General features: G+C 42.1%; 15 protein-coding genes. 3 read left to right on the top strand and 12 right to left on the bottom strand.

Annotation, left to right across the window (positions count from 1 at the left end):
* Positions 1-83 precede the first annotated feature (83 nt).
* A complete protein-coding gene (locus ACZ5OK_RS06060) occupies positions 84-215 on the top strand; it encodes a hypothetical protein (protein ID WP_343840153.1) in 132 nt (43 codons plus the stop codon).
* A gap of 152 nt (positions 216-367) precedes the next feature.
* On the opposite strand, the gene ACZ5OK_RS06055 is transcribed toward ACZ5OK_RS06060, so the two are convergent.
* The 3 genes from ACZ5OK_RS06055 to ACZ5OK_RS06045 form a co-directional block, all read right to left on the bottom strand.
* Positions 368-1,030 carry a ribonuclease H family protein gene (locus tag ACZ5OK_RS06055; protein WP_343840151.1) on the bottom strand — a complete coding sequence of 221 codons (663 nt, stop codon included), beginning with the start codon at positions 1,028-1,030 and terminating at the stop codon, positions 368-370.
* Positions 1,031-1,127: 97 nt separating this feature from the next.
* Positions 1,128-1,778 carry a molybdate ABC transporter permease subunit gene (modB, locus tag ACZ5OK_RS06050; protein WP_343840148.1) on the bottom strand — a complete coding sequence of 217 codons (651 nt, stop codon included), beginning with the start codon at positions 1,776-1,778 and terminating at the stop codon, positions 1,128-1,130.
* 279 nt (positions 1,779-2,057) lie between these two features.
* On the bottom strand, positions 2,058-3,236 hold the full coding sequence (locus ACZ5OK_RS06045; protein WP_343840145.1) for an LL-diaminopimelate aminotransferase: 1,179 nt from the start codon (positions 3,234-3,236) through the stop codon (positions 2,058-2,060).
* Positions 3,237-3,421: 185 nt separating this feature from the next.
* Here ACZ5OK_RS06045 and guaC point away from each other — a divergent pair, with 185 nt between their 5' ends.
* Positions 3,422-4,405 carry a GMP reductase gene (guaC, locus tag ACZ5OK_RS06040; RefSeq protein WP_343840142.1) on the top strand — a complete coding sequence of 328 codons (984 nt, stop codon included), beginning with the start codon at positions 3,422-3,424 and terminating at the stop codon, positions 4,403-4,405.
* 225 nt (positions 4,406-4,630) lie between these two features.
* Here the strand turns inward: guaC and ACZ5OK_RS06035 are convergent, their stop codons facing one another.
* From ACZ5OK_RS06035 to ACZ5OK_RS06000, 8 genes are all read right to left on the bottom strand, one after another.
* Positions 4,631-5,377 (bottom strand): hypothetical protein, encoded by a 747-nt coding sequence (locus ACZ5OK_RS06035; RefSeq protein ID WP_343840140.1) that lies wholly within the window; start codon positions 5,375-5,377, stop codon positions 4,631-4,633.
* Positions 5,374-5,877 (bottom strand): RNA polymerase sigma factor, encoded by a 504-nt coding sequence (locus ACZ5OK_RS06030; RefSeq protein WP_343840137.1) that lies wholly within the window; start codon positions 5,875-5,877, stop codon positions 5,374-5,376. The genes ACZ5OK_RS06035 and ACZ5OK_RS06030 overlap by 4 nt, the downstream gene beginning before the upstream one ends.
* A gap of 245 nt (positions 5,878-6,122) precedes the next feature.
* Complete coding sequence (locus tag ACZ5OK_RS06025) at positions 6,123-6,272, bottom strand: anti-repressor SinI family protein (protein ID WP_343840135.1); 150 nt, start codon at positions 6,270-6,272, stop codon at positions 6,123-6,125.
* Between the two features lie 273 nt (positions 6,273-6,545).
* Positions 6,546-7,412, bottom strand: a complete 867-nt coding sequence (locus ACZ5OK_RS06020) for an ROK family protein (protein ID WP_343840338.1) — start codon at positions 7,410-7,412, stop codon at positions 6,546-6,548.
* A 52-nt stretch (positions 7,413-7,464) separates the two neighbouring features.
* Positions 7,465-7,980, bottom strand: coding sequence for a PTS sugar transporter subunit IIA (locus tag ACZ5OK_RS06015; RefSeq protein WP_343840134.1), 516 nt, complete (start codon positions 7,978-7,980; stop codon positions 7,465-7,467).
* A 16-nt stretch (positions 7,981-7,996) separates the two neighbouring features.
* The gene (locus ACZ5OK_RS06010; RefSeq protein WP_343840133.1) at positions 7,997-9,463 is read right to left on the bottom strand and encodes a glycoside hydrolase family 32 protein; all 1,467 of its coding nucleotides are present in this window, start codon (positions 9,461-9,463) and stop codon (positions 7,997-7,999) included.
* A gap of 21 nt (positions 9,464-9,484) precedes the next feature.
* Positions 9,485-10,882, bottom strand: coding sequence for a sucrose-specific PTS transporter subunit IIBC (locus ACZ5OK_RS06005; protein WP_343840131.1), 1,398 nt, complete (start codon positions 10,880-10,882; stop codon positions 9,485-9,487).
* Between the two features lie 138 nt (positions 10,883-11,020).
* Entirely contained in the window at positions 11,021-12,007 is a 987-nt protein-coding gene (locus ACZ5OK_RS06000; RefSeq protein WP_343840129.1) for a LacI family DNA-binding transcriptional regulator, read from the bottom strand.
* Between the two features lie 292 nt (positions 12,008-12,299).
* On the opposite strand from ACZ5OK_RS06000, the gene ACZ5OK_RS05995 reads away from it, so the two are divergent.
* A complete protein-coding gene (locus ACZ5OK_RS05995; RefSeq protein ID WP_343840127.1) occupies positions 12,300-13,139 on the top strand; it encodes a sulfurtransferase in 840 nt (279 codons plus the stop codon).
* A gap of 129 nt (positions 13,140-13,268) precedes the next feature.
* Here ACZ5OK_RS05995 and ACZ5OK_RS05990 read toward each other — a convergent pair whose 3' ends face one another.
* A complete protein-coding gene (locus ACZ5OK_RS05990; protein ID WP_343840335.1) occupies positions 13,269-14,174 on the bottom strand; it encodes a hydroxymethylglutaryl-CoA lyase in 906 nt (301 codons plus the stop codon).
* Positions 14,175-14,236: the final 62 nt, after the last annotated feature.

Genomic DNA, 14,236 nt, shown 5'->3' with positions numbered 1-14,236 from the left:
ACCACTATTTTCAGAACTTTCATATTTTGTTTTTGTGAAATATATGGGGGAAATTCAACTGGGACCGGTTTAGGTGATGGGGATTGATGGTGTTATCGGTCTGTTTCGTGGGTGTATCCATCGATCTGGTGATTCTATCCGCCGATTTCCTGGATTTATCCACCTATTCACTGCAGCTATCAACCTGGCAAATCACAATCCATCGATATACATAACAATATCCACCGATTCACCGCAAATATTAATCCAGACCTAACAAAATTCAATCCATCTAAGGAAAACAAACAAACTGCTAACAAATGTCAGCAGTTTGTAAAGATGTTACCGGAACAAGCCTTTGCAATCTGGTATGTTTTTGCCCCACAATCTATTCAGCATCTAATTCGATGGTGCTCATAATTTCAATATTCTTCAAAGCCTGTGAAGCGAGATGGTCTGCCTCCTGATTCTTTTTTCTGCCGACAAGCTGATAGTCAGGCTGGATTCCGAGGGTGTGTGTTTTTTCTTCAATCCGGTCCATCCACCTGGAAAGCTCCTCTTCAAAGCAGGGCCATTCATCTTTCAGTTGATTGATCACAACCTGGGAATCCCCGATAAATGTGACCGGTAAATGATGGACGCCTAAAAACTCCAACTCCTGTAACGCTAAATGAAGGGCAGCATATTCCGCTTCATTGTTCGTTTTCAGCTCATCTACAGCAGCATTTTTTCGCAAACGATAGGATTTCCCATTCTGATCATAATAAATGGCACAGCCCAATCCTGAATGCCTGGATTCCCGATCAAAGCCACCATCAAAATAAACCGTAACATTGTGAGGTTCTGTCTGAATGCCCTCCATGTACTTCTTTAATTCCTTCAGTTTCCATGAGCTCTCCTGATGATCGATAAAATGTACATGCTTGGCCCGGCCTGTCTTTTCTATATCCTCTGCTACCAGCACAGCTTTTTCTACCGTCATGTTCTCTGATTGAAAAAATACTTCCGTTCCTTTAGCTGTTGTATAAGTCCATTCAATTTTTATTTGCACAGCCTACCATCCTTTATGATTCCATACTCTAATTCTGTCTGTTTTTATCTTTTGATGAAAAGGAAAAAATATGCTTCGATGAAAAAACTTAGCAAAGCTAGGCTCTTACTCGATTTGCCAGCAGGAGTAAAAGGAACGAAAATCCAATGCTGATCCAGACATACGACCATGCAAGCTGATTTTGGCCCGATTCTATGGCAAAATAGATGGCGGTCGGAATGGTTTGTGTTTTTCCCGGAATATTACCCGCAAACATTAATGTTGCCCCGAACTCGCCGAATCCACGGGTGAAGCCAAGAATCAGGGCTGTTAATAATGACCTTGAAGACATTGGGATGATGATATGGGTTAAAAGCGTCCATTCCGAAGCCCCGTCCACTTTAGCAGCCCCCAAAATGTTGGAATCAACAGACTGAAAACCGGTTTTCAAAGATTGGTACATTAATGGAAAGGCAACAACACCTGCTGCGATAATAGCGGCTGTAGGAGTAAATACAACCCCATCACTTCCCAGCCATTCCAATAGTTTTCCAAAAGGCCCCTGATCCCCAAACACGATAAGCAGAAGAAAGCCAACCACACTCGGCGGCAGTACCAGCGGCATAAAAAATAATGTTTCGACCAGTGCCTTTCCTCTTCTCTGTTTCCGTATCATCCCGTATGCAGCGTAAATGGCGAGGATAAATGTTATAACTGCGGCAATGGTTGCCACAAAAAGAGACAGCTGGACCGGATGCCATGACCACATTCAGATCACCTACTTTTTCCCTCAGTTGCAATGACTCCTGATGTTATGCAAATCTATTCCTTTGTTCTTAGCGTCATTAATCTGTATATGATTCCATTTTACACGAAAACGAAAAGACAGACAGACGTATGCTTCTATTTTTTTAGCGGCCGGCTGACTCAGATAAAGTGAAACTTCCATCAGCAAGGGTTTTTGGTTAGTTGAACTTATCAGGAATTTACTGGCCGTTTATCCCCACTTAGCCTTGATGGGTTACCCTCAAGACTTGAGGTGGGGGCATTACGGCCAGTTAATGCGTGATAAAAATAAGCCGCTTTCCTTCACTTTTTCGGCCGCGCGCCGCAGTGTGTCTTTATCCTGGGTAAGTGCAATACGAACATAGCCTTCTCCTTCTTCGCCAAAGGCCTGGCCAGGAACGACAACGATTCCGGCTTCATCCATTAATTGATAGGCAAATGATTCGGAATCTATTCCATGTGGGACCTTGGCCCATACAAACATAGATGCTTTCGGACTTTCAACACTCCAGCCTGCCTGATGCAATCCATTCACAAACTGGTCACGACGCTCCTGATAGATCATTCGTAAATCATCACTGAACTGTGCGGAATTCCGCAAAGCCTTTACCGCCGCTTTTTGGATTGGCAAAAATACCCCATAATCCAGGTTTGATTTCAGGCGGCTCAAGGCTTCAATAATTTCAGAATTTCCAACCACATAGCCAATCCGGCAGCCGGCCATATTAAAACTTTTTGATAAAGAGTTGAATTCAATCCCTACATCCCTTGCACCTTCAATTGATAAAAAGCTGATTGGCTTCTCCTCATAATACAATTCGGAGTAGGCAAAGTCATGTAGAATCGTTATTTTATAGGTTTTGGCAAACTCGACTACTTTTTCGAAAAATTCCCGTGAGGCCAGGGCAGGAATAGGATTCCCGGGGAAATTCAAAATCATCAGCTTTGCCTTTTTCCTGACCTCCTCAGGGATGGCGTCCAAATCAGGCAAAAAATGATTTTCCTCTTTCAATGGCATTTTATAGGGAGTGGCCTCAGCTAAGGAAACCCCTGTTTCATAAGCCGTATAGCCAGGATCGGGTACTAAAATCAAATCCCCAGGGTCGGTAATGGTCAGGGGCAAATGAACAAGGCCGTCCTGTGACCCCATGACCATTAGGGCCTCTTCTTTTGCATCCAGACATACACCATACCGCTCCTTGTAGTAATCCACTGTCGCCTGAAGAAAATCATCGGTCCCTGTCAATGTATAACCGTACTGGGAAGGATCTTTTACATTTCCGGCTAATTCCTCCCTGACAAATTCAGGTGGCGGAAGATCCGGACTGCCAATACTCAAATCTATCATTTCGCAGCCTGCATTTATCTTTTGTTTTTGATAGTCTGCCAGTTCATTAAAAATAGACGTCTGAAAATGATTCATTTTCCCGGAAAACTTCATATTTACCTATCCCCTTTAAAAATTCGTGTTAGAAAATAATTAAACCTATTATAACAACAAGTTCAGACTGAAAATCAATAAAGATATCAAAAAACTTTGACATTCACTAAAATTTATTGTAAATTCATATAGGCGAACATTTTAATTGCACTATATAAATTCGTTCGTCTTTTAGGGGGATGACAATGGAAAACGTATTCGATTATGAAGATATTCAGTTAATTCCAGCAAAATGTATCGTAAAAAGCCGAACAGAATGCGATACATCTGTAAAACTTGGAGGATATACATTTAAACTTCCAGTGGTACCTGCGAATATGCAAACCATTATTGATGAAAGAATTGCCCGTTATTTAGCCGAAAACGGTTATTTCTATATTATGCATCGCTTCGAACCTGAAACCCGTCGTGATTTTGTAAAGGACATGCAGGCAAATGGCAGGATTGCATCGATCAGTGTCGGTGTGAAAGAAGAGGAATATCAATTTGTTGAACAATTAGCTACTGAAGGATTGATACCTGAATTTATCACCATTGATATTGCCCACGGTCACTCCAACGCTGTTATTGAAATGATTCAGCACATTAAGAAGCACTTACCGGACAGTTTTGTGATTGCCGGAAATGTGGGAACACCTGAAGCCGTCAGAGAACTGGAAAATGCCGGCGCAGATGCTACAAAAGTCGGGATTGGCCCAGGAAAAGTTTGTATAACCAAAATTAAAACTGGCTTTGGTACTGGAGGCTGGCAGCTGGCCGCTTTACGCTGGTGTGAAAAGGCAGCTAGTAAGCCCATCATTGCGGACGGAGGAATCCGTACTCACGGGGATATCGCCAAATCTATCCGTTTTGGTGCAACTATGGTCATGATTGGCTCTCTCTTTGCCGGCCATGAAGAGTCACCTGGAGAAACCGTTGAAAAGGACGGAAAGCTTTATAAAGAATATTTTGGCTCCGCTTCCGAGTTTCAAAAAGGAGAAAAAAGGAACGTTGAGGGCAAAAAAATGTATGTCGATTACAAAGGCCCGCTACAGGATACACTGAATGAAATGGAACAGGACCTGCAATCCTCCATCTCCTATGCTGGAGGCAAGGAATTAAAATCCATTCGACATGTTGATTATGTCGTCGTGAAAAATTCCATTTTTAACGGGGATAAGATTTACTAACCAATATGTAAATCTGCCGGAGGAGATAAAGGAAACACGATGAACAGCGTGAGTCAATGTTGACTTATCGGACGGAGGTGAGGGAAGTCACGCTAGTCGCTGGGCGCTGGAGCCGGACGTGGCCTCTCATGATTTTTTATCTACAAATTCGTAATTTTATAATTTCCTAGACAATAAAAAACACGAATGGCTCCTCTGTAGAGAAAGTCATTCGTGTCTATTTTTTTATTGGTCCAGATTTTCACTTTCTATTCGGTCAACAATCCAGCGATTTTCATCATAGACAAGAACATAGGTCATGATCCGGTGCCCTAATTGCTCGTTGTCTCTTTCCTGATGCACCTTATACTCTGTGTTACTTATCTTTTCCAAATCAAAGGGGATATCCTCCTGAAGCCATGTTGGCCCATCCATGGCAACGACATACACTTCTCCATTTTGTTCACGGAAATAGGATTCCGTAAACCATTGAGCCAGGTCAGCTGACATCATCGTTTCCAGCTTTTTCTTCACTTCCTCAAGTGATTGGATACCTGTCACCTTTTGGTCATCCCCACTACGTTGATGATAAAGTTCATTAAATGTTGATTTAAATTCCCTTAAGATCCGAAGCGCATCCTCTTTTTCCAATGGCTCCGGCGTCTTTGCCTGTTCTCCCTGGTCAGCATCCTGCATTTGCATTGTATCCTGTTTTCCGTCCTCATTCTGTTGGGGTGTCGTTTGCTGGTTCATTTGAATTTCACTGAATAAAAAGGTTCCTGCAATGAATAAAACAGCCAGGCTTACAAAACTGATGGATACTCTTTTTAACACCATTCCAGGCTTACGCGGCTTCGAAGGCTTTATGCGCTGCTGTTTCTTTTGTAAAGCTTCAGATTGAAGATTTTGCAGCATTTCCTGTTTCACTTGCCCGTTTATCTGCTGGTCCTTTGGAAATGACCCTAACTCATCCCATAGCTCATCTTTTCTCATGTTACCCCTCCCAATTGCTTCTTTAAGGCTTTCATTGCACGGTGAAATGTCACTTTTACTTTGTTCTGACTCCAATCTAATACTCCAGCTGTCTCTTCTACAGATAATTCCTGAATACCGCGCAACAGGAGGACTTCATAATAATTCTTTTTCAGGCATCGCATCGCCTGGTAAACTTCTTTTCTGGTTTCACTTAACTGATAAATGTCTTCTGGGGACTTCTCATTTACGGTTTGTTTATGTTGGATTAATTTCGATTCCTTATTGCGATTCCTCTTCTTTTTTCGCATATGATCAATCGCAACATTACGGGCAATACTAAAGAGCCACGTTTTCGGCTTGGACTCGTGTTTAAAGGTATCTATATGATTCAGGGCCTTGATGAATACCTCCTGAACCATATCCTCCACATCCCCGTGTCCCACATAATAAATCAGAAAGTTATAAACATCATCACTGTAATGATGAAACCAGGTTGTCAATGTATCCTCATGTGTCAAAGTCTTCTCCTCCCAATTGCCATACTCACGTATAAGACGATTCATCTATCGACAAAATTACACTTTTATTCATATTCATATATTTTCCCTTGAGAAATTTCTTAGTACCATTGGCGTTTTAATGAATAATGAGTGGAGGTGCCGGCATAGAAACTTTTTTGATCTATACAAAACAAAAAGGAATTGGCCCCTTACCAATCCCTGTTTTCAAATGCATGGTATAATTGTTAAAAGCAAATTAGTGCTTATACCCTCAGACCGTTTTTTTTCGCTTCTAACTTTTTTTCTGCACCTTTGTCTGTAAAGTAATCCCGAATCTCATCAATGGTCAGACCTATCTGTTTCGCCTCAACCATTAGTGTGACCCACTCTTTATCCAGCTCATCCTTTCTCATCTTCAACCTCCCCATTCCCCCTGATGTGCAACTGACTCATGAAGCTCTGTCTATTTGTATGATAAAAAGGTACCATACATAACCGGAAAGAAAAACTATACTTTAGTATAAACTTCAAAGCGAGATAAATTCCCCTTGATATTACGGCCTTATTCCTGTTTACCCACGTTCATTATACATATAAAAAAACCACCTGGATTTCCAGGCGGCTTCCGTTCGGTCAATATTCTATTCCACGATTGGGACAACGAATTTTCCTAAATTCACGACGGCTTATGCCTTCATTTCCAAAGCTTTAAGCCCTAACATAACAGATCCAATGACGCCCTGCTCATCATCGAGTTCCGGAGCTACAATCAGATTCTTTACATTTTTCACTTCTAAATATCCATTTAATAAATCCATAAATTTGTTCTGGACCATTGGATATAATTTTTCCTGCTTCATGACGCCGCCACCAAGAATGATTTTCTCTGGTGACAGGATAACATAGTAACTCATAATGGCTTGGGCTAAGTAGAAGGCTTCAAGCTCCCAAACATGGGCCTCTTCAGCCAGCAGATGCCCCTTTTTCCCATAGCGTTTTTCAATCGCAGGACCTGATGCGAGTCCTTCAAAACAAGTGCCGTGACTGGGGCAGTTCCCTTTAAAGTCATCATCCGGATGTCTTGGAATGAGAATATGGCCCATTTCTGAATGATTTTTCCCCTGAAATATTCGGCCGTGCTGCACCAGTCCTGCACCGATTCCAGTTCCTACCGTAATATACAGACTTGAATCCGCATTCCGGGCAGCTCCATACGTAAATTCACCCAGACATGCAGCATTGACATCTGTATCCATGGCAATCGGGATCGAGAAGATTTCCTTCAGTCTTTGTAAAAAAGGATAGTACTGCCAATTGATTTTAGGGGTTTTCTGTATCGTCCCATACGTATTGCTTTTAGCATCCAGATCCACCGGCCCGAATGTACCAACACCGAGCGCCTGGATCTCATATTGTTTAAAAAATTTCTCTACATTTTCAAGCGTCTGATCTGGATCCTCTGTAGGAAATGTTGTTTTATTTTTTATATTGCCGTTTTCATCCCCGACAGCACATACGAATTTTGTTCCACCAGCCTCTATGCCGCCAATCAACATGCGCCTCTCCTCCTTAACTGACACTGCTGTACTCCAGCGAAGTACGCGGTTATTTACTGACTCTAAGCAGCGGATGTTCACCTGCAGTCAGTTCTTTAGCTGTATCATCTACGGTAATTTCGCTCATATCGTCAGTATTCGTGATAATCACCGGTGTCACGGTATCCTTCGCTTTTTCCTTAATGATATCGATGTCAAATTCCATTAGGAGATCCCCTTGTTTGACCTTGTCGCCCTCTTTGACCTTTGCAGTAAAGCCTTCTCCTTCAAGCCCTACTGTTTCAAGGCCGACATGAATCAGAATTTCTGCACCATTATTGGCTTTCAGACCAATCGCGTGCTTAGTCGGAAATACCTGAATAACATCCGCATTTACAGGTGCATAAATCTTGCCTTCTTTAGGCTGAATGGCCGCACCTTCTCCCATCATTTTTTGTGAAAAAACAGGATCCGGAACGTCCTCAAGGGATACCCGTTCTCCTGACACTGGTGCTAAAATCGTAATATCTTTTACCTCAGCATTTTCTGAAGCTTGATTCTTCTTTTTAAAAAATTTCCCTAACATCTAACCACTCCACTATTTAAAATTCTGTGATTCTCTCGAGGTTCCATTTATTCAGGCTTGCGGTTAATTGGCCGTCAGACTGGAAAACAAGCGATTGTGCGTCCGGCTCATCAAAAATACGTGCAGTAAATACTTCTTCGCCATGGTTCACAAAAACCTCTACGGAAGATGTGTCTTTGTATATCTGCAAATGATGAAGATTCTCAAGATAGCATTTTCTTGATTCCATTTCCTTATCAGGGGTGAATCCTTCTCTTTCCAATGATAGAATCCCTTCCATTGTATCATAACGTATTTTTACAGCTTTACCAATTTTAATGCTGAAACTGCGTGCATTCCAATCAATAATAGATACTTCAAGCTCAAAAACATTTCCGTTTATCCCGTCAAACGAAACTGGATTCGCACTCTCAAAAGTAACATCTTTCCTTTCGATGTTGTCCTTTCTTAAATGTTTCAGCTCACGTACCGGCTTCTGGTACAGTCTTCCATCCTTCCATTCCAGCTCACGGGGAAGGGTTAACGCATGAATCCATTCGTGTTCATGCGTTGGCTGGCGAGCATCTCCTTCTTCTGAATTTCCCATCCAGCCAAACAGCAGACGGCGACCATCGGATGCTAATGTGGTTTGCGGGGCATAGAAATCAAACCCTTTGTCCAACTCTGTAAAGTCTCCGTGCTGGTAACGAACATTTTGGTAATCAACCTCACCGGCAAAATAACCCGTCTGAAATACGTTCTGATACTTAAATCCCTGTGGAGCTAATCCTTGAGGTGAAACGATCAGCACATCTTTGTCCCCAAGAGGAAATAAATCCGGACATTCCCACATATAACCAAAGTCCCCAAGTTGATTCTGTCTGCTGCCAGTTATAGGACCCAGAAAACTCCAATTTAATAAATCCTCTGAAGAATAAAGTACGACAACTCCCTCTTCTGCTTCGGTCTGGGCACCAATGACCATATACCATTTATTTTCATGACGAAACACCTTTGGATCGCGAAAATGAGCGGTATATCCAGGTGGAACGTGAATGACCGGGCCCTTTTTCTCAAAATGAATGCCATCATGGGAGGTTGCCAGACATTGATAGGATTCCCGATTTCCGGCTTCATCCTTTACATTTCCAGTATAAAATAAATAGAGTTCTCCATCGGAAACCACTGCACTGCCTGAGTAACAGCCGTTTTTGTCGTACCACTGATCAGGAGCAAGAGCTGCGGGGGCCTTGTCCCAATGTACAAGGTCTTCAGAGATATAATGTCCCCAGAACTTGGCCCCGTGTGCCGTTTCAAATGGATTCCACTGATAAAAGATATGATACTTTCCCTTAAAATAAATAAAACCGTTTGGATCATTTAACAACCCAACAGGTGGCATAAGGTGGTAGTGCAGACGATAGGGATCGTCTGCAACTACATGTTTATAAGCTTCTGCATGTTCATGTGCTTTCCTTTTGAGATTGTTCAATTCCTGATGCATAAAAAGCTCCTTTATCGTTATTTATTCTTTAAGCTGTTTTTCGTCTGAATAGCCAAACATCCATGTCAAACCGAATGCTACGGCAATTCCGATAATGTTAACGAGCAGATACAGGAAGATCTGTTCATTGAGATAAAGGAGGGTTCCCGGGATAACCGTAATGGACATCCCCGTTCCGGCAAGGTTTGTAATGGATGCAACAAAACCACCTGCTGCACCACCGATAAGCGCCATTAGGAACGGCTTTCCATAGCGTAAATTGACACCAAAGATGGCTGGTTCCGTAATACCCAGAAACGCAGATACGGACGATGGCATAGCTAAAGCCTTTAACTTTTTATTTTTCGTTTTCAATCCAACAGCTAAGGCTGCTCCACCCTGAGCCGCTATCGCAGACGTAACAATCGCATTAAACGGATTTTCCCCAAGGTTCTCAAGTAATTGAATTTCAAGTAAGTTGAAGATGTGGTGAACACCTGTAATAACGATAATCTGGTTTAAGAAACCAAGGATTAAACCGGCTAAACCAAACGGAAGCTCAAGTAGAGCCAGAACAATATCAAGAATATAGTTTTCAACGGTATGGAATACAGGTCCAATCGCAAATAGAGCCAGGATACTCATCACTAACAATGTAAGGAACGGTGTTAAAATAAGATCTAACGCTTCCGGCACTCGTTTTCGAATGGATTTTTCCAGTTTTGCACCAATAATACCGGCTATGAAGGCAGGAAGAACAGCACCCTGATACCCAACAACAGGGATAAAACCAAAGAACATAATCGGGTCCGCACCTTCAGCTACACCCCAGGCATTTGGAAGTGAAGGACTGACAAGCATCAACCCAAGTACGATACCAATGATTGGAGTTCCGCCAAACACTTTAAATGTTGACCAGGCAACCAGAGCCGGCAGGAAGATAAAGGCCGTATCAGTCAGAATTTCCGTATATAGCAGCAAATCCGCCGGAATATCCTCAGGGGTCAAACCGAAGAAGGCCAGAATCTTTTCCTGTACAAACAGCCCGCGCAATCCCATAAATAAACCGGTTGCAACCAGAACAGGAATAATCGGAACAAATACGTCGCCAAATGTACGGATAGCCCGTTGTAAACGATTACCATTTTGTTCAGCAGCTTCTTGCTTTTGTTCATCTTTGGAAGCCGTTTTCAAATCAAATTTTGCGACTTCTTCATAAATTCGGTTCACAAGACCTGTCCCAAAAATGACCTGGTATTGTCCCGAATTAAAAAAGGCCCCTTTGACCTTATCAATATCTTCCACCTTTTCTTTTTCAACTTTATCTTCATCCTGAATGATAAAGCGCAGACGAGTGGCACAATGAGTAACAGATTGAATATTGTCTGTACCGCCAACGGCCTCAATCAGCTCTTCTGCAATTTTCTTGTTATCAGACATATGATGTACACTCCTTTATTTGTGGAATCGATCCCACATTGTATAAAAATATTTTTTTATTCCTTTAAAAGTATTCTTTTGGGTGGAATCGATTCCACATTATTCAAAAATAAATCATGGAATCGATTTCAGGTACTATCATACACTATCTCTCTCTATTAGTCTATAGTCTAAGATCATTTTTTCTTTCACTTTTTTTGAGTGAATACAGGATAACAACTGTTTTGCTGCTTCCTCTCCAGCTTTTTCATTCTGATAATCGATGGTTGTGAGTTTCGGATGAATGTACTGGGAAATTTCCGAAGCCCCAATCCCAGCTACCGCTACATCCTCAGGAATACGTAACCCCTCCTGTTTCAGATAACTCATTGCTCCAATAGCCAGCCGATCTGTTACCGCAAACACAGCAGATGGAAGGACGCCTTCTGAGGTATGAATCTTCTTCATGGCATCATAACCGGAATCTATATTGAAGACTGCCTTTTGCACCCAGTTCTCTTCCACAGGTAAACCGTGTGCCTGCATTTCATCATAATATCCCTGTTTACGTAAAATCCCTACAGCCTTGTCGGATTCATCCACTCCGATAAATCCAATTTTCTTATGACCTTTTTGAATAAATAAGGATGTAAGTGTACGGGCTGCATCATAATCGTTATAGGAAACATACATGACATTCTCTGCTTCCTGGCCAATCATAACGACCGGGATGGGTAATTCTTTGATTTTCTCTATTAAATTAGGTGCCGTGTTCGTGGCAATCAGTACAATTCCGTCCACTTGACGAACTTTTAACAGATCCAGGTATTCCAGCTCCTTCTCCTTGTCGTGATTGGTATTGGCTAAGAGAATCTGGTATCCGTGCTCCTCCAATTCTTTGCCAAGGCCCGTTACAATTCTGCTCGGGGTCTCGGTCTGTATAGTCGGCAGAATGACTCCAATGACTTTTGTCCTTTTTGTACGTAAGGATTTCGCATACTGACTTGGAACATAACCGGTTTCCTCTATGACCTGTTCTACCTTTTCTCTTGCTTCCTCACTGACATATCCAGAGTCATTCAGCACTCGGGAAACGGTTGATCTAGATACTTGCGCCATTTCTGCTATTTCTTTTATGGTTACCAATTTCATCTCTCCCGACGATATTCTTGTTGAAATCTATTATAAAGGAATGATGACCTTCTTTCATCCTTTTTTACAACTATTCATTTTCACCGTTTTCATTTAGAATAAACATAAAGTGAAACTTCCATTAGTGGGACTTTTCTCCATCCCCCACTGATGGTTAGTTGAACTTATCAGGAATCTACTGGCCGTTTATCCCCACATAGTCTTTTTGGGGTACCCTCAAGACTTGAAGTGGGGATATTACGGCCAGTTCATCCGTGATAAACCTACGTCATTTGGAGGGATAGGATTGTCATTTCTAATATCTGTCGATGAGTTAAAAACAAAAATGGATGCTTCCGATGAGATGGTCATTGTCGATACACGGTTTGAGTTAACGAATCCGGGTGCAGGCAGAGCAGCATACCTCAAAGGCCATATTCCCCAAGCGTTTTACTTAGACTTGAATAAGGATTTAGCCGGTGAAAAAACAGAGCACGGCGGAAATCATCCTCTGCCGGACATTAATGAGTTTGCTCAAAAGATTGGAAATATCGGCATTGATCAACATACAACCGTCATCGTCTATGACCAGGGTAATGAAATGTTTTCAGGGAGATGCTGGTGGCTCCTTCATTATTTAGGACACGAAAGCGTCTATGTTCTGGACGGTGGATTAGAACGCTGGCAGGAAAAGGGCTATGAAATAACGACGAAACAGCCCGTTGCTGAAAGGAAAACCTTTATTCCAAAGCCGAGAGCAGATGAAGTAGTAGATATTCATCAGGTCAAAGAAAAGCTCCAGGAGGACTCGGCGATTTTAATTGACTCCCGCTCCAAAGACCGCTATCTGGGCAAAAATGAACCCTTATATAAAAAAGCCGGACACATTCCTGGAGCCATAAACTACTTTTATAAGGACGTTTTAAGCGAGGATGGACGATGGAAGGATCCGGATGATCTGAGTCAGCACTTTGCCAGCCTCCCGAAAGATAAGGAAATTATGGTTTCCTGCGGGTCCGGTGTCTCCGCTACTCCGAATATTATGGCTTTAAAAATGGCCGGATTCCATAATGTTAAACTCTACCCGGGAAGCTTCAGTGACTGGATTTCCTATGATGAAAATGAAGTGGAGACTGAGGATGAGTAGCATGAAAAAAGAACGGAATCCTGATGATTTCGTTCTTTTTCATTCAGAAACATTTAGTCATTTCGCTGTTCACCGATTATCTCCCTCCAGCATGGCTGAATCCCTGCTTTTATATCGGCATAATAAATTTTAATTTCTGCTTAATTGATGAGTAAGGGATTTACTTGGCAGCCGCTTCCCTAATTTACTCTGAATAAATTCGGCTGTATCCAAAAGATGATCCATTGAGATACCTGTCTCTATTCCTAGGCCATGGAATAAATACAGAACATCCTCCGTTGCAACATTCCCCGCTGCACCAGGCGCATATGGACAGCCACCCAGCCCGCCTACGGAACTATCAAAATGTGTTATCCCATAATTAAGAGAGGTTAATAGATTTGCCATCGCCATTCCTCTTGTATCATGGAAGTGCATAATCAGCTTTTCCTCAGGGTAACGCTTCAATAATTCATCAAGTAAAGCTTCCACCTGTGATGGAACGGCTGATCCAATGGTGTCTCCAAGCGATAGATAATCAGCACCTGACTCCAGTAATTGTTCACAAACAGGGATCACCTGCTCTGGTTTAGTTCTTCCTTCAAAAGGGCAATCAAACACCGTTGAAACGTAGCCGGTGACCACCTTATTCTCCTGCTTAGCCACTTCGATGACGTCACGCAGAACTGGATACGTCTCATCAATCGTCTTGTTGATATTTTTCTGATTATGGGTTTCACTTGCAGACATAAATACGGAAATTCCATCGAGATCTGCTTCAAGTGCATGCTCCAGTCCTTTCTGATTAGGAACCAGCGCTGAATAATTCACATCAGGATAACGCTGAATTTGTCTGGCAACCTCTCTCGCATCAGATAAAGCCGGAATCCATTTCGGATGGACAAAAGAGGAAATTTCAATTTCTTTTAATCCTGATTGAGCCAGTTTATCAATCATCGTCACTTTGTCTTCTGTTTCAATCCAAGTCTCTTCGTTCTGTAATCCATCCCTTGGCCCTACATCCTTTAAATAGATTTTATCAGGAAGGTTTTGCAGCATATGTACACCTCCATACTTGAATACGCTTACAAAAAAATTTTATACAAAAAAACAGCCAG

Source organism: Salinibacillus aidingensis (assembly GCF_055393355.1).
The sequence above is the reverse complement of the archived record's forward strand: the minus strand, read 5'-3'. Positions and strand labels throughout refer to the sequence as shown.